The organism is Robiginitalea sp. SC105 (genome assembly GCF_014243345.1).
Classification (GTDB): domain Bacteria; phylum Bacteroidota; class Bacteroidia; order Flavobacteriales; family Flavobacteriaceae; genus Robiginitalea.
Genome location: NZ_JACLZF010000001.1, coordinates 1,702,282 through 1,716,901, shown reverse-complemented (window position 1 = coordinate 1,716,901; position 14,620 = coordinate 1,702,282). Strand labels below are relative to the sequence as shown.

Below are 14,620 nucleotides of genomic sequence, written 5' to 3'. Positions count from 1 at the left end.
GCTTACCCTCACCCGAAAAGAAAGGGAATACCCTTTGTTTAACGCCCGCTTGTTAGTATCTTAGGTAGGCATTAGGGCAGGCACCGAAAAATCATTTGCATGTCGGAAGAGGAAAACAAAGAACTGCAGGGAACTGCAGGGGGGAATAAAGGGAGTGACACCTTAGAAAAGCAGGAAAACCCGCAACCGGACAGCAGCCCGGAACCGGAGGTCGACAGGCAGGAAACCGCCCGCGATCCCGGGGCAGACGGGGAGACGCAGGACCAGGCAGATCCGGTTTCCGCCAAAAAGGCAGGGGTCGACAGCAATAAAAAACCTACGGCAAAAACCGCCGATGAGACGGAAACGTCAACTGGGAAAACGGGCGAAACCCCGGTTGGGGACGACCAGACGGCCGGCAACTCTTCCCCTGAGGCAGCCCAGCCATCCGCCGACCCGGATGAAGACGACACGGAAAAGGAGATTGACGATTCCAATGCCGAGGATGCCGAAGACTCCGAGAATGAACGCCGCCACCATATCCCCTTCCTGGACTACCACGCCCTTTCTATGGAAAACCTCGTCGGCGAACTGCAGCGCCTGCTCCGGACCGAGAAGGTTCAGGCCATCCGGCGGCATGTGGAGGGCATCAAACACGAATTCGACCAGAAATTCTCCGAATTCATCGAGCACAAGAAAGAAGAGTTCGTGGACCGGGGCGGGAACGAGGCCGATTTCCGGTACAACTCCGTCACCAAGCGCCAATTCAACGAACTCTATGCCGAGTACCGGGAAAAGCGCAACCAGTATTACAAAAGCCTGGAACAGAACCTGAAAAAGAACCTGGCCATCCGACAGGAGATCATCGAGGAGCTCAAGGGGCTGGTGAACCTGGAGGAGGACATGAACACCACCTACAAAACCTTCAAGGACCTTCAGGAGCGCTGGAGACAGGCCGGGCCGGTACCCCGCGCCCAGTACAACGACGTCTGGCGCACCTACCAGCACCACGTGGAAATTTTCTACGATTTCCTCCACCTGAACCGGGAACTGCGCGACCTGGATTTCAAGCACAACCTGGACGAGAAGGAAAAATTGATCGCCCGGGCAGAAGCACTCGCGGAGGAACCGGACCTGAACAAGGCATTCCGGGAATTGCAAACCCTGCACAAGATCTGGAAGGAAGAAGTGGGCCCTGTAGCCAAAGAACAACGGGAAGCGATCTGGGAACGGTTCAGTGCGGCCACCAAACTCATCCATAAACGGCGGCAGGAGCACTTCCAGGAACTGGAAAAGAAATATGAGGAGAACCTCCGGAAGAAAAACGAAATCATCGCCGGTATCGGGGAGATAGCGGACCATGTGGCCAACAACCACCGGGCCATCCAACAGCAGATCAAGCAGGTGGAAGCCCTGCGCGATAAGTTCTTCCAGGCCGGCAAGGTACCCCAGAAAGACAATGAAACAACCTGGACCGCCTTTAAGAATGCCGTTCGCCGGTTTAACCGGACCAAAAATGCCTATTACAAAAACCTCAAAAAGGAGCAGCAGGTCAACCTCGACAAAAAACGGGCCCTGCTCGCACGGGCGGTCGAGCTAAAGGACAGCGAGGACTGGGACGCCGCCACCCCCGAGATGAAGCGAATCCAGCACGAGTGGAAACAGACCGGGCATGTCCCGAGGAAGTTTTCGGATAAGATATGGAAGGAATTCAAAGCTGCGTGCAACCATTACTTTGACCGGCTGCACAGCCGGCGGAATGCATCCAATGCCCAGGAGCAGGACAACCTCAGGGAAAAGGACGAAATCCTGGAAAAAATCAAGGGATTTGAGTTGGGCGGGAAGCGGGAAGCGGACCTGAAACAGATACAGGAATTCGTCAACCAGTGGAAAAGCGTCGGCCGGATACCCGGCAACAAAAAACACCTGAATTCAAAATTCTATAAGATTGTCGATGCGCTTTTCCGGAAGCTCGGGGTGAGCAAGGCGGAGGCGGACATTTTGAAATACGGCAACAAGATCCAGAAACTTTCGAATGAGGATGATACCCAGGCCATTGAACAGGAACGGCAGTTTGTCCGCAAGAAAATAGAGGAGAACAAAGGGGCCATCCGGCAATTGGAAAACAACCTGCAGTTCTTTTCAGACCCTTCGGAAGACAACCCCCTTGTAAAAGACGTGGTCGCAAATATCGAACGGCAGAAAAATACCCTGGCCGGTTGGAAGGCAAAGTTGAAAAAACTCAACATCATGCGCAACGAACTGAACCGGGCGGAAGATGCAGAAAGCGAGTCCGGGGAAGCCGATACGGAAGATGCTGCCGGCCACCAGGCCGGATAGGAACGCCTCAGTTGGCCGGTTCGCCGTACAAATCAAAATCCCCGCCCTCGGTAATGCGGATATCCTCAAAATCCCCGACCCTTAGATAGTATTTGCTGGCATCCACCCGGACTTCATTATCCACATCCGGAGAATCGAATTCGGTACGGCCAATGAAAAACCCCTCCTCTTTCCTGTCTATCATGCAGCGGAAGGTCTTCCCGACCTTCTCCTGGTTGAGTTCCCATGAAATCTGCGCCTGCAGTTCCATGATTTCAGACGCGCGGGCCTGCTTGGTGGCCTCCGGCACATCATCCTCCAGGTGGTAGGCATGCGTGTTTTCCTCGTGGGAATAGGTAAAACAGCCCAGCCGCTCGAACCGGGTTTCCCTGACCCAGTCCTTCAATACCTGGAAATCCGCATCAGTTTCCCCGGGATATCCGACGATCAACGTGGTCCGGATTGCCATTCCCGGGACTTCCTTCCGGAAGGTCTCCAGCAAACGGGTAGTCTTTTCCCGGGTGGTCCCCCTGCGCATACTTTTCAGGATGGGGTCGGAGATATGCTGCAACGGGATATCGATATACTTGCAGATCCTGGGTTCTTCGCGCATCACCTGGAGCACATCGGTGGGAAAACCTGTGGGGAAGGCGTAGTGCAGCCGGATCCACTCGATGCCCGCAACGCCGGCCAGCGCGCGCAGCAAGTCTGCCAATGCCCTTCTTTTATACAGGTCCAGGCCATAGTAGGTAAGGTCCTGGGCGATGAGTATGAGTTCCTTCACCCCCTTGGCCGCCAGGTTTTCGGCTTCCCGTACCAGGTCTTCGATCGGTTGGCTGCGGTGCCCTCCCCGCATGAGGGGGATGGCGCAGAAGGAACAGGGCCGGTCGCAGCCCTCGGCAATCTTCAGGTAGGCGTAATTGGCCGGGGTGGTCGTCAGGCGTTCCCCCACCAGTTCATGGCGGTAGTCTGCCCCCAGCGCCTTGAGCAGGCGGGGGAGGTCGCGGGTGCCAAAATAGGCATCCACATCGGGGATCTCCTTCTCCAGGTCCGGTTTGTAACGCTCGCTCAGACAGCCGGTGACAAATACCTTCTCCACGAGCCCCGCCTCCTTTTGCCGGACGAATTCCAGAATGGTGTTTACGCTCTCTTCCTTGGCATTGGCGATAAAACCACAGGTGTTGATCACGACGATATTGCCATCCTGCTCATGGACCACCTCCTTGTCGGATGCCTTGAGCTGCCCCATGAGCACCTCGGAATCATAGAGGTTCTTGGAGCAGCCCAGGGTCACCACGTTGATCCGGTTCTTTTTAAGCGTCTTCGTTCGCATACCACACAATTGGGGCGCAAAAGTACGAACTGGGGGGCTAAGTTGGGCAGTGCAGAGACGAAAAGGGTGCGGAATTCGTTATTTAATTATGTACCAGACCGCAAAAAGATTGCGTTTCGGGCTGTGGATCGCCCTGGCCGCCCTTACAGGCCTTACCGGGTGCTCGGGGGATACAGAACCCGTCGACACGGAATTGCCGCCGGAAACCGGTTTGTATTTCCCGGAACCCACGGCCTTTGCCCCATGGGAAACTGTGGATCCTTCTGCGCTGGGCTGGGACGCCGAAGCCGAAGCCGGTCTGGACACCTACCTGGATTCCAAGGGCACCAAGGCCCTGATCATCCTCAAGGGGGGCCGGATCGCCAAGGAAACCTACTTTGGTTCCTTTACCCGGGACAGCCTGTGGTACTGGGCCTCGGCGGGCAAAACCCTGACCGCCTTCACGGTGGGGCTCGCCCGGGAAGAGGGCTTGCTCGAGCTCAGTGATGCCACTTCCGGGTACCTGGGAACGGGATGGACCTCAGCCCCGGCCGAAAAGGAAGCCCTGATCACTATAGGTGACCAGCTCCGGATGACCACAGGGCTCAACGACCTGGCCTTTGATTGCGTGGCCCCGGGCTGCCTGCAGTATATGTCCGATGCCGGGCAGCGGTGGGCTTACCACAATGGCCCCTATACGCTGCTGCAATCCGTTGTGGCCCAGGCGGCATCGGAAAACTTTGCAACCTACTTCAACAGCCGGCTGCGCAACCGCATTGGGATGGACGGGCTCTGGTTCAGCACCAATGGCAGCAATAATGTCTATTTCAGCACGGCCCGCAGTATGGCGCGTTTTGGATTGCTTGTCCTTAGGCGCGGCAGCTGGAACGGGGAGGCGATACTCGGTGATTCCGGCTATCTGGAGGATATGCTGGCCCCTTCCCAATCGCTGAACGCCTCCTATGGATACCTGTGGTGGCTCAACGGCCGGGGAAGTTTCATGCTTCCCGGCTCTCAGGTGGTCTTCCCAGGGTCCCTGGTCCCGGAAGCCCCGCCCGACCTGGTGGCCGGTCTGGGCAAGAATGACCAGAAGCTCTACGTCGTGCCTTCCCTGGACCTGGTGGTCATCCGGATGGGACAGGATGCCGGGGAAAACCGGGCAGGGCCCTCCAGCTTTGACAATACGCTCTGGGAACTCCTCTCGGATTACATGAAACTTTAAGAGTTACTCGGTATAGGCAGGCGGCATTTCCCGCGCAGGCACCAGCTGTTCAAAAGCCAATCCCAGTTCCAGCAGGGGTTTTTCCCGATAAACCATCCCAATAAAGGTGAGCCCGGCGGGTTCCCCATCAGCCCGGTAGCCCATGGGCACGCAGAGTGCAGGGTACCGCGCCAGGGCTGCATATCCGGCGTGGCGGTTGTTCACCGAAAGGACGGCATCGAGGCGGTGTTCCTTCCAGGGCGTCGCAAAAAAGTTGCGGCCGGCCTCGAGCAGGCGTTCCCTGAGCGCCACGAATGCCTCTTCCGTGGTCGTATCTTCCAGGATGCCTTCGAGCCGGGCCTGCCCGTAAGGTGCCCGGATCAGGCTGTCTTTCCGGTTGAAGGCCACCACCTCCCCTACATCCGCCACGGGTACGGCGTCCCGGTCGAGGACCCGGGTGTCCAGGTAGGCAGGCAGGTCGCGCCGCATGTCCCCGTTGAGCAGCTGGGTAAATCCATCGAGGTCGGTTTCAGGGGGGTCGATAGGGATAATGAACGCCCCGGCATCACGCAGGCGTATGACGGCCTTCCGATAGAGGGAATCCGAATCCAGCAGGCTGCTGAATACGCCCAGGCGCTTCCCTCTCAGGTCTGCAACCTGTACTCCCGCCCCTTCGAACAGGCTGGGGACCCCGCGGGACGCCGGATCCTCATAGTCCTGGCCTATCATGGCATCCAGCAGGATGGCTGCATCCGTAATCGTCCGGGCCATCGGACCCGGGGTGTCGAGGGTAGACGAAATGGGGACGATCCCCGTCCGGCTCAACACCCCGACGGTGGGTTTGAGCCCCACCACGGAATTCTGGCCCGAGGGGGACAGGATGGAACCGGAGGTCTCCGTCCCCACGGCCCCCATGGCGTATCCCGCAGCTACCGAGGTACCGCTGCCCGAACTGGACCCGCCGGTCTCAAAAACCCTCCTCCCGTAAGGGTTCAGGGTCTGGCCGCCCACCGCGCTGTAGCCCACGGGACAACCCCCGCAGAAATAATAGGCCCATTCGCTCAGGTTTACCTTCCCGAGGATCAGGGCGCCATTCCTTTGCAGCTGGTTTACGATAAATGCATCCCCGGTCCGGTTGTCTTTCAGGGCCACGGCACCGGCCGTGGTCGGCATGTTCTCCGTATCGATATTGTCCTTGAGCAGCACCGGCATACCGAACACGGGATGCCGGTGCCCATCGGGCAGCAGCCGCTGCACCTCATCCCTTTCCCGGGCCTCTTCCAGGACATCCGGGTTAATCGCCAGTACGGTGTTGAGGGTGCTGCCATTCGGGAGCTCGTAGGTATAGATGCGGTAGAGGAAAAAACGGGTGAGCTCTTCGTAACTCAGGGCCCCATGCCGGATTTGCTGCTGCACTTCCGGTATGGTATGGCCCAGTACCAATTCCCGCAACTCGGCGTACCGGTCCGGGTCCAGGGACATCGCCTCGCCGTATAGGGGCTTGAAGATATCGTTTTTGTCGGTTACCTGCGACTGAATCAGTTTATAGCGCATTCGGGGGTTTTCGTGATCCGCATTCGCAGCCACTTCTGCAGAATCATCGTAGGGTTGCCAAACGGTTTCGGGCACATCTACAGGACGGTTTCCGCGAGTCGGGCCACTTTCCCCGCAGGCCATGACCCACAGCAGGGCCATACCGGTCAGGGTGAATGCTTTGAACCTTCGGAAGCAAGTTGTTTTTTCCATCGTCTGATATTTTTGGTGTTCATCCGGACGAACTCGTCCTTTCCCTCGGCTCCAGCCAGATCCCGGGACCATTCCGCTTCCCGGACCGCTTCGCCCAATGCACCCAGGTCGGCCAGGATCAGGGAGCGCACCCGGTGGAAGTAATAGGTATGCCCGCCAAGCTCAAGCGCCTTGTCCACATAGGCCAGGGCGCGTTCGGGCTCCCTTCCCGTTTCCTGAAGGTACCGGGCGGCCTCATAGTAGGATTGTGCGGAGGGATCCGCATCCAGGGCCTGCCGGATTTCGGCCTCCATGGCGCTATGGGTGTCCAGGGAGATTGGGATACGGACCTGTACATGGTCCCATCTCCAGATCATCTGTGCCCCGTCGTGACGGATGCTGTCAAAGCTTATTTCAAAATTTTCACGGGACCCGGCGACTATTTCCGGAGATACGGGGTACCGAAACAGATCTTCCGCAGGATCAAAGGCGTCCCGGCCGTCCCCCCAGTGCGTGGTGTCCCTGTGGAATACGATTTCCCACCGGGTTTCTTCCGGGAATGCATACAAAGCATACGTCCCGGCCGGCACCTCATGGGGTCCCACCCTTACCGGGCAGCTCAGCCGTATTTTGGTGGACTCATTGGCCCCTACCCGCCAGATGCGTCCGTAGGGCACCAGGTCACCGAAGATCTTCCGGCCGCGTACTGCCGGCCTGGAATAGGAAACCCCGATGTTGCAAAGGCCTACCTCCTGCCGTATTTCCTGTGCCGGGCTGGCTTTGGGATGCCGCAGCTGTGCCTGGCCGCGGGGGGCCAGCAGGAAAAAACCTATCAGGAAAATGTATTTCAAGACTTAAGGTTGAAAAAGGAGTCCACAAATTCGTATTTGTTGAATACCTGCAGGTCTTCGACCCCCTCGCCTACCCCTATGTATTTGACCGGGATACCGAATTGGTCCGAAATGCCTATGACCACGCCCCCCTTGGCAGTGCCGTCGAGTTTGGTGACTGCCAGGGAGTTGACCTCTGTGGCACGGGTAAATTGTTTGGCCTGCTCAAAGGCATTCTGCCCGGTGGATCCGTCGAGGACCAGCAGCACTTCGTGGGGGGCATCCGGGATCACCTTCTGCATCACCCGCCGCACCTTGGTAAGCTCATTCATCAGGTTGACCTTGTTGTGCAGCCTCCCGGCCGTGTCGATCAATACCACGTCTGCCTGCTGGTTAACCGCTGAACTCAGGGTATCAAAGGCTACTGAAGCCGGATCGCTGCCCATCCGCTGCTTCACCAGGGGTACCCCTACGCGGTCTGCCCAGATTTCAAGTTGTTCGATGGCTGCGGCCCGGAAGGTATCCGCGGCCCCCAGCACTACTTTCTTTCCCTGTTTCCGGAGTTGGTGTGCCAACTTGCCGATGGTGGTGGTCTTGCCAACCCCATTAACGCCAACCACCATGATCACATAGGGCCCCGCCACCTCGGGCAGGGTGATTTCGGTCGCTTCCCCAGTATGGGTCTGGGCCAGCAGGGCCATGATTTCCTCGCGCAGGATCCGGTCGAGTTCGTCCGTTCCCACATATTTGTCGCGGGCGACCCGTTCCTCAATCCGCCCGATAATCTTCAAAGTGGTGTCTACGCCTACATCCGAGGTGACCAGCACCTCCTCCAGGTTGTCGAGCACCTCGTCATCCACCCGGGATTTACCAACCACGGCCTTGCCAAGCTTGGAGAAAAAACTGGTCTTGGATTTTTCGAGCCCCTTATCGAGGGTCTCCTTCTTTTCGGAGGAAAAGATTTTCTTGAATAAACTCATGGGTTTGGTGGTGAATTGCAAAGATAGTGTTTTAACAATTCAGACCGCGCAGCCACCCGTTGCCACAGGGGTAAAAAAAAACCGCCTTCCTGATGGAAGGCGGTCTGAATGCTATCTCTGGAGGGCCCTTACTTGCTGTTGAGCCACTCGTTTACCATTTCGGGGGGCATAACCGCCTCTACAAAGGTATAGGCCCCGGTTTTGGGGGATTTTACCATTTTAATGGCTTTGGTAAGCCGTTTGGAGGAGGATTGTAATGTTGCTACCGTTTTCTTAGCCATGATTCCTTATTTTATCTCTTTATGAACCGTCATGCGTTTCAGGATGGGGTTGAATTTCTTCAACTCCAGCCGGTCTGGCGTATTCTTCTTGTTCTTGGTCGTGATATAACGCGAGGTTCCGGGCATTCCGGACTCCTTGTGCTCGGTACACTCCAGGATCACCTGTACTCTGTTTCCTTTCTTAGCCATGGTGCTGACGCTTTAGTATCTGATACCTTATTGGATGATTCCTTTCTGTTTTGCCTCTTTCAGCACAGCCGAAATCCCTTTCCGGTTGATGGCTTTCAGTGCCCGGGCCGAAACCTTCAGGGTGATCCAGCGATCTTCCTCCGGAATGTAGAAACGCTTCTTGGAGAGGTTTACATCGAATCTCCTGCGGGTCTTGTTGATCGAAAACGATACATTGTTGCCAAACTGGGCACGTTTACCGGTAAGTTCGCAGACTTTAGACATTGTGCTTTAATTACTTGGTTCAAAACAGGCTGCAAATTTACGGCATTTTTCGCGTACCCCCAAACTTCTTTTTTAGAATTTTATGATTTCTTCCCGGAGCATTTCAAAGGCCTTGTGGACCGACTTCCGGACGATCCGCTCCCGGTGGTTGCCCATGGTGAATTCCTCGGCCCGGGTACCGCCGGGGCCGGAAACCGCGATGACCACTGTGCCCACAGGTGCGTCCGACTCCCCTTTGTCGGGTCCGGCATTACCCGTAGTGGCCACGGCAAAATCCGCACCCAGGACCCTTCTTGCACCTTCGGCCATGGCGGCGGCCACCTCCCGGCTGACCACGGAATGCGCATCGATGAGGTCCTCCGGGACACCCAATACCCCGGACTTGACCGAGGTGGCGTAGCTGACTACGCTGCCCCTGAAATAGGCAGATGCCCCCGGCACCGAAGTCAGCTGAGCGGCGATCGCACCGCCCGTAAAGCTTTCGGCAGTTGCCAGGGTGGCTTGCCGGGCAGTAAACAATTTTCCCAGGGTGGCTTCCAGGGTTTCCCCGTCTTCCTCCCCGAACAGGATATCCCTGAGCTGTTCCCGGAGTTCGCCCACATAGCGGCCGAGTTCGGCCTGCACTGCTTTCAGGTCCCTTCCCCTGGCGGATACCCGGAGGCGCACCTTGCCCAGGTTGGGCAGGTAGGCCAGGCGGATGTGGGGCGGCAGCGCATCCTCCCAGGCTTCCAGCCGGTCAGCGATTGCGCTTTCGCCCAGACCATAGGTGATCAGCGTATGGTGCATGAGCACCGGGCGGTCAAAACCCGCGATGATTCGGGGGACCACATGGTCGGAGAACAGGGCCTTCATCTCAAAGGGGACTCCCGGAAGGGAGACCAGGATCCCCTTGCGGCCCTTCATCCACATACCCGGGGCCGTCCCGTGGGCATTGGGCAGGACCTCGGCCCGCGAGGGAACCAGGGCCTGCCTGCGGTTCAGGTCGGAGATGGGGGTGGAAATGTAGGTGTTGAACAGGTTTTCGACGTGCCGGAGGACTTCGGGGTCCTCCCGGAGCTCGTCCCCGAGGTATTCGCTGAGGGTGTGCTTAGTAATATCGTCCTTGGTGGGGCCCAGCCCACCCGTCATAATGACGATATCGGCGCGGGATTCCGCTTCTTCCAGGGCCTTGAGTATGTGCTCCCGGTTGTCCTGCACGGAAGTGATCTGGAAGACCGATACGCCGATCTTATGGAGTTCGGAGGCGATGAAGGCAGAATTGGTATCGACGATTTGGCCGATGAGTATCTCATCGCCTATGGTCAGGATTTCAGCATACATCAGACATCGAAGTCTTTCTGCAATTCACCTATAACCTGTTCGACATCCCGTTTGAGGACGGGGAACCGGTCCCGGATGGTGGCCATGTTCCCTTCGCTTTTTCCAAGGGTTTCGATCTCAAGGGCAATGGCCCGGGTCTGTTCCATCCCCAGCAGGTCCACATTGGGCTTGATCTTATGGGCAAGCTTATAGACCTGATCGTAATTGGAGGCCCCGATCGCCGCCTCCAATTCGCGGAGGTCTTCGGGTACCTCCTCCAGGAAAACCGAAATTACCGATAGCACGAAATCTGTATCGCCTTCGGCCATTTCATTGATTTTATCGAGATTGTAGATCATTATTTCACATTTAGGGAGAAAAGCTCCATCCCTTCCAACTTGCCGGAAAGGTAATCATTTGGCATCACCTGTCCAACACCTGCCGGGGTCCCGGTAAAGATAATGTCCCCCTTCTTCAGGGTGAAAAAAGTGGAGATATACGCGATCAGTTCATCGGTCTTCCAAAGCATGTGCCGGGTGTCCCCCCGCTGTACCGTTTCGCCGTTGCGCTCCAGGGTGAATTCCAGGTGGTCCCTGCCCTCAAATCGGGATTTGGGCACCCATTCCCCGATCACGGCCGACCCGTCAAAACCCTTGGCCTTCTCCCAGGGGAGCCCTTGTTCCTTGAGGGATTGCTGCAGGTCGCGTGCGGTAAAATCGAGGCCAACGCTCAACTGGCTGTAATAGGTGTGGGCAAATTCGGGGGCAATGTGCTTCCCCACCTTGTCGATGCGGACCAGCAATTCGAGCTCATAGTGGATTTCCTTCGAAAAGTCGGGCAGGTAAAAATCCTGTTCCCGCGGCAGGATGGCCGAATCCGGCTTGATGAACAGGACCGGGGAGTCGGGTCGCTGGTTTTTGAGTTCTTCGATATGGGCGGCGTAGTTCCGCCCCACACATACGAGTTTCATAGGCATTGTATGGTTTAGGGTTCCCGGACGATGGCAGGTCGGTCAGGACTCCGGGGGCAGGCAGCAATCCTCCCGGACAGATCCGGATCCGGGGCCGCCGCAACCGCTTGCCGGGCCGCCGGCAAGCCCTGGCCCGCAGGCAAGCCATAGCCCGCCGGGTTACCCGAGTTTGTTATTAAGTTTACTGAGCTTTATCTGGGTCAGGACCTTTTTGGTGTACAGGGGGAAATCCGCATTGAGCATCCAGCCAAAGTAGCCGGGTTCCTGTTCCAGGACCTCCAGGACGCTGCGCCCCTTGTGCTTGCCAAAGCCAAATACCTCCTCCCCGTTCTCATCCCGGCGGATGAAACCGGCAAAATCCACCGTTTCGTTCTGGGTGGAAAACGCCGCCAGTTCCCGGACGTTGTTGGTGAGCTCCGGGTAGCGCTCCAGCTGGGACAGGAGCACCTCGTAGGTGGCCTGCGTATCTGCCGTCGCACTGTGGGCATCGGTAAGGTCCTTGCCGCAATAGAACTGGTAAGCGGCGCCCAGGGTCCGCTTCTCCATCTTGTGGAAAATCGTCTGCACATCCACTGCAACCGCATTCTTCATGTCAAAATCCACCCCGGCCCTCAGGAGTTCCTCCGCCAACAGCGGGATGTCGAACCGGTTGGAATTGAACCCGGCCAGGTCGCAGCCCTGAATCATCTGGTACACCTCCCTGGCGAGTTCCGGAAACGTGGGTTCCCCGGCCACCTTTTCGTCCGTGATGCCGTGAATAGCCGATGCTTCCGGCGGAATCGGCATTCCCGGGTTTACCAGCCACGTTTTGCTTTCCTTGTTGCCATTGGGATGGATTTTCAGGATGGCCAGTTCCACGATCCGGTCCGTGGCGATATTGGTCCCGGTGGTTTCCAGGTCAAAAAAACATATGGGCTTGCTCAGGTTCAGTTCCATGCTATCTGAATTTATTGGGGCAGGGACAACGATTGCCGCCTGCCCGTGGGGAATTAAATTTCCCGTCCGGTGTCCCAGGCCTCCAGGTAATCGGCAACGGCTTTGGCAAAGAGGCCTCCCAGGGCCCCGTTCACCACGCGGTGGTCGTAGCTGTGGGACAGGAACATCTTGGAACGGATCCCGATAAAATCCCCAGCGGGGGTTTCGATGACCGCAGGCACTTTCCGGATCGCCCCCAGGGCGAGGATCCCCACCTGGGGCTGGTTGATGATCGGGGTACCGAATACGCTGCCGAAAGACCCCACGTTGGTTACGGTATAGGTCCCGTCCTTCACCTCATCGGGTTTCAGGGCGTTGTTGCGCGCGCGGGTTGCCAGGTCGTTTACGGCACGGGCCATCCCCACCAGGTTGAGCTGGTCGGCATTCCGGATGACCGGCACGATCAGGTTTCCATCGGGGAGGGCTGCTGCCATCCCGATGTTGATTTGTTTCTTTTTGATGACGCGGTCCCCGTCGACGGAAATATTCATCATTGGGAATTTCTTGAGCGCCTTCGCCACGGCTTCCATAAAGATGGGGGTAAAAGTGAGCTTCTCCCCTTCCCGTTTCTCGAATTCGGCCTTGACGCGTTCCCGCCACTCCACTACCGCGGTGACATCCACTTCCACAAAGCTCTGTACGTGGGCCGAGGTGGAAACGCTCTCTGCCATGTGTTTGGCGATGAGTTTTCCCATCCGCGTCATGGGGATTACCTCGTCCCCTTCCGAAATCGCGACAGGCGGTTGCGGTGCCCCGGAGGCGGCAGAAGGGGTTCCTGCTGCCTGCCGGGATGCGGCATGGCCTACTTCCGGTTTTTCGGTTCCGGATTGGCCGCCCGGGGCCTGCGCGTTCCCGGGTTGGGAGGTCCCTGCCCGTTCAGCAGGCTCTGAATCGGCCTGCGCTGTTGCCGAGGCTGCTTTACCCGTCTCCCCCCCACGGGCTGCAATATAGGAGATCATATCGTCCTTGGTGACCCGGCCTTCCTTGCCGGTCCCGGGTATCTGGTCCAGTTCTTCCTGGCTGATGCCTTCTTCCCGGGCCATGTTGCGCACCAGGGGTGAATAGAACCGGTCGCCGTGTGATGCAGGTGGTGTGGAGGGGCGGGCGGTCTGCTCCGCCTTTTCCATCAGGGCCTCCGCCCCGGCGGCGGCATGCGCTGCAGTTTCCGGTGCTTCGGGTGCATCGGCTTCAGGTACTTCCGCTTCGGTTTCGGTGGAACCAGCCCCGGAATCCGTTGCGTCCCCGGATGCCTCCCCGTTTAGTTCGATAACCGCCACCACCTGTCCTACCTTGATCACGTCATCCACATCAAAGCGTTTCTCCAGCAGGACCCCGTCCACTTCACTGGGCACCTCGGAATCCACTTTGTCCGTTGCGATTTCGAATACGGCCTCGTCCGCCTCTATGGCATCCCCCACTTCCTTCAGCCAGGATGTCAGCGTCGCCTCAGCCACGCTTTCCCCCATTTGCGGCAATTTCAATTCAAACTTTGACATATTCTTATTTTGACACCTTACCTGAAGTTATTTTTTGCAAAAATAGTAAAAAACAGGGCGGTTTAATGGATTATCTATTTTCCCTGGCCGTGAAAGGACCCTTCAAAGGGGATCCGCTGCAGGATGGAGCGGCCCAGGGTCACCTCATCCGCGTATTCCAGGTCATCCCCCACCGGTATCCCCCTGGCAATGGTCGAAAGCCTCACCTGCGTCCCTTCCAGTTGCCTGAACAAATAAAAGTTGGTGGTATCCCCTTCCATGGTAGCGCTAAGGGCCAGTATCAACTCCGCGACTCCCCCTTCGCGCACCTTGCGGACCAGGGACCCGATATTCAGGTCCTGCGGGCCCATCCCTTCCATGGGGGATATTTTGCCCCCCAGCACATGGTAGAGCCCCCGGTAATGTCCCGTGCTCTCAATGGCCATGATATCGCGGATGTCCTCCACCACGCAAATGAGCGACCGGTCCCTCTTGGGGCTTGCACAGATATCGCAAAGGTCCGAGTCCGAGATGTTGTGGCATTCCCTGCACTGGCAAATACCCGTCCTCAGACTGGTAAGGGCGTCTGCGAGGCGCTCTGTCCGGGTTTCGGGCTGGCGCAACAGGTGCAGTACCAGCCTCAGGGCCGTGCGTTTGCCGATACCCGGCAACTGGGATACTTCGTCCACCGCTTTTTGGAGTAACTTGGATGTGATTTCCATAACCGCAAAATTACGTATCTATTTTAAGTTTTGTACTTTGGACACCAAATTAAATGGAATGTCCAACCCGGGCAACGCCCTCGCCTCCCGCCCGGATCC

15 protein-coding genes are annotated in these 14,620 nt (G+C 57.4%); 2 read left to right on the top strand and 13 right to left on the bottom strand.

Annotation, left to right across the window (positions count from 1 at the left end):
* The first annotated feature begins 99 nt into the window (after positions 1-99).
* On the top strand, positions 100-2,319 hold the full coding sequence (locus H7F20_RS07610; RefSeq protein WP_255444006.1) for a DUF349 domain-containing protein: 2,220 nt from the start codon (positions 100-102) through the stop codon (positions 2,317-2,319).
* A 7-nt stretch (positions 2,320-2,326) separates the two neighbouring features.
* On the opposite strand, the gene rimO is transcribed toward H7F20_RS07610, so the two are convergent.
* Complete coding sequence (gene rimO, locus H7F20_RS07605; RefSeq protein WP_185785499.1) at positions 2,327-3,631, bottom strand: 30S ribosomal protein S12 methylthiotransferase RimO; 1,305 nt, start codon at positions 3,629-3,631, stop codon at positions 2,327-2,329.
* Between the two features lie 88 nt (positions 3,632-3,719).
* On the opposite strand from rimO, the gene H7F20_RS07600 reads away from it, so the two are divergent.
* Positions 3,720-4,832 carry a serine hydrolase gene (locus tag H7F20_RS07600; protein WP_185785498.1) on the top strand — a complete coding sequence of 371 codons (1,113 nt, stop codon included), beginning with the start codon at positions 3,720-3,722 and terminating at the stop codon, positions 4,830-4,832.
* A 3-nt stretch (positions 4,833-4,835) separates the two neighbouring features.
* Here the strand turns inward: H7F20_RS07600 and H7F20_RS07595 are convergent, their stop codons facing one another.
* The 12 genes from H7F20_RS07595 to recR all read right to left on the bottom strand — a co-directional run bounded on the left by H7F20_RS07595 (position 4,836) and on the right by recR (position 14,521).
* The gene (locus H7F20_RS07595; RefSeq protein ID WP_255444005.1) at positions 4,836-6,557 is read right to left on the bottom strand and encodes an amidase family protein; all 1,722 of its coding nucleotides are present in this window, start codon (positions 6,555-6,557) and stop codon (positions 4,836-4,838) included.
* Positions 6,512-7,387 carry a DUF2911 domain-containing protein gene (locus H7F20_RS07590; protein ID WP_185785497.1) on the bottom strand — a complete coding sequence of 292 codons (876 nt, stop codon included), beginning with the start codon at positions 7,385-7,387 and terminating at the stop codon, positions 6,512-6,514. The genes H7F20_RS07595 and H7F20_RS07590 overlap by 46 nt, the downstream gene beginning before the upstream one ends.
* Positions 7,384-8,346, bottom strand: a complete 963-nt coding sequence (ftsY, locus tag H7F20_RS07585) for a signal recognition particle-docking protein FtsY (protein ID WP_185785496.1) — start codon at positions 8,344-8,346, stop codon at positions 7,384-7,386. The genes H7F20_RS07590 and ftsY overlap by 4 nt, the downstream gene beginning before the upstream one ends.
* A 128-nt stretch (positions 8,347-8,474) precedes the next feature.
* The gene (locus H7F20_RS07580; RefSeq protein ID WP_185785495.1) at positions 8,475-8,627 is read right to left on the bottom strand and encodes a DUF4295 domain-containing protein; all 153 of its coding nucleotides are present in this window, start codon (positions 8,625-8,627) and stop codon (positions 8,475-8,477) included.
* 6 nt (positions 8,628-8,633) lie between these two features.
* A complete protein-coding gene (rpmG, locus tag H7F20_RS07575; protein ID WP_015755566.1) occupies positions 8,634-8,816 on the bottom strand; it encodes a 50S ribosomal protein L33 in 183 nt (60 codons plus the stop codon).
* A gap of 27 nt (positions 8,817-8,843) precedes the next feature.
* Positions 8,844-9,080, bottom strand: coding sequence for a 50S ribosomal protein L28 (rpmB, locus tag H7F20_RS07570; protein WP_015755567.1), 237 nt, complete (start codon positions 9,078-9,080; stop codon positions 8,844-8,846).
* Between the two features lie 72 nt (positions 9,081-9,152).
* On the bottom strand, positions 9,153-10,400 hold the full coding sequence (locus H7F20_RS07565) for a competence/damage-inducible protein A (RefSeq protein ID WP_185785494.1): 1,248 nt from the start codon (positions 10,398-10,400) through the stop codon (positions 9,153-9,155).
* The gene (locus tag H7F20_RS07560; protein WP_185785493.1) at positions 10,400-10,738 is read right to left on the bottom strand and encodes an Hpt domain-containing protein; all 339 of its coding nucleotides are present in this window, start codon (positions 10,736-10,738) and stop codon (positions 10,400-10,402) included. The genes H7F20_RS07565 and H7F20_RS07560 overlap by 1 nt, the downstream gene beginning before the upstream one ends.
* Positions 10,738-11,349: a fumarylacetoacetate hydrolase family protein gene (locus H7F20_RS07555; RefSeq protein WP_185785492.1), complete on the bottom strand. Its 612-nt coding sequence runs from the start codon at positions 11,347-11,349 to the stop codon at positions 10,738-10,740. Before H7F20_RS07555 ends, H7F20_RS07560 begins: the two co-directional genes overlap by 1 nt.
* 159 nt (positions 11,350-11,508) lie before the next feature.
* On the bottom strand, positions 11,509-12,285 hold the full coding sequence (locus H7F20_RS07550; protein WP_185785491.1) for a 3'-5' exonuclease: 777 nt from the start codon (positions 12,283-12,285) through the stop codon (positions 11,509-11,511).
* 53 nt (positions 12,286-12,338) lie between these two features.
* Positions 12,339-13,820: a dihydrolipoamide acetyltransferase family protein gene (locus H7F20_RS07545; protein WP_185785490.1), complete on the bottom strand. Its 1,482-nt coding sequence runs from the start codon at positions 13,818-13,820 to the stop codon at positions 12,339-12,341.
* A gap of 74 nt (positions 13,821-13,894) precedes the next feature.
* A complete protein-coding gene (gene recR / locus H7F20_RS07540; RefSeq protein ID WP_185785489.1) occupies positions 13,895-14,521 on the bottom strand; it encodes a recombination mediator RecR in 627 nt (208 codons plus the stop codon).
* Positions 14,522-14,620 lie beyond the last annotated feature (99 nt).

What these genes read in the sequence shown, in the direction of transcription:
- H7F20_RS07610 (WP_255444006.1), top strand. Translation starts at nt 100, where the DNA reads ATGTCGGAAGAGGAAAACAAAGAACTGCAGGGAACTGCAGGGGGGAAT.
- rimO (WP_185785499.1), bottom strand. Translation starts at nt 3,631, where the DNA reads ATGCGAACGAAGACGCTTAAAAAGAACCGGATCAACGTGGTGACCCTG.
- H7F20_RS07600 (WP_185785498.1), top strand. Translation starts at nt 3,720, where the DNA reads ATGTACCAGACCGCAAAAAGATTGCGTTTCGGGCTGTGGATCGCCCTG.
- H7F20_RS07595 (WP_255444005.1), bottom strand. Translation starts at nt 6,557, where the DNA reads ATGGAAAAAACAACTTGCTTCCGAAGGTTCAAAGCATTCACCCTGACC.
- ftsY (WP_185785496.1), bottom strand. Translation starts at nt 8,346, where the DNA reads ATGAGTTTATTCAAGAAAATCTTTTCCTCCGAAAAGAAGGAGACCCTC.
- H7F20_RS07580 (WP_185785495.1), bottom strand. Translation starts at nt 8,627, where the DNA reads ATGGCTAAGAAAACGGTAGCAACATTACAATCCTCCTCCAAACGGCTT.
- rpmG (WP_015755566.1), bottom strand. Translation starts at nt 8,816, where the DNA reads ATGGCTAAGAAAGGAAACAGAGTACAGGTGATCCTGGAGTGTACCGAG.
- rpmB (WP_015755567.1), bottom strand. Translation starts at nt 9,080, where the DNA reads ATGTCTAAAGTCTGCGAACTTACCGGTAAACGTGCCCAGTTTGGCAAC.
- H7F20_RS07565 (WP_185785494.1), bottom strand. Translation starts at nt 10,400, where the DNA reads ATGTATGCTGAAATCCTGACCATAGGCGATGAGATACTCATCGGCCAA.
- H7F20_RS07560 (WP_185785493.1), bottom strand. Translation starts at nt 10,738, where the DNA reads ATGATCTACAATCTCGATAAAATCAATGAAATGGCCGAAGGCGATACA.
- H7F20_RS07555 (WP_185785492.1), bottom strand. Translation starts at nt 11,349, where the DNA reads ATGAAACTCGTATGTGTGGGGCGGAACTACGCCGCCCATATCGAAGAA.
- H7F20_RS07550 (WP_185785491.1), bottom strand. Translation starts at nt 12,285, where the DNA reads ATGGAACTGAACCTGAGCAAGCCCATATGTTTTTTTGACCTGGAAACC.
- H7F20_RS07545 (WP_185785490.1), bottom strand. Translation starts at nt 13,820, where the DNA reads ATGTCAAAGTTTGAATTGAAATTGCCGCAAATGGGGGAAAGCGTGGCT.
- recR (WP_185785489.1), bottom strand. Translation starts at nt 14,521, where the DNA reads ATGGAAATCACATCCAAGTTACTCCAAAAAGCGGTGGACGAAGTATCC.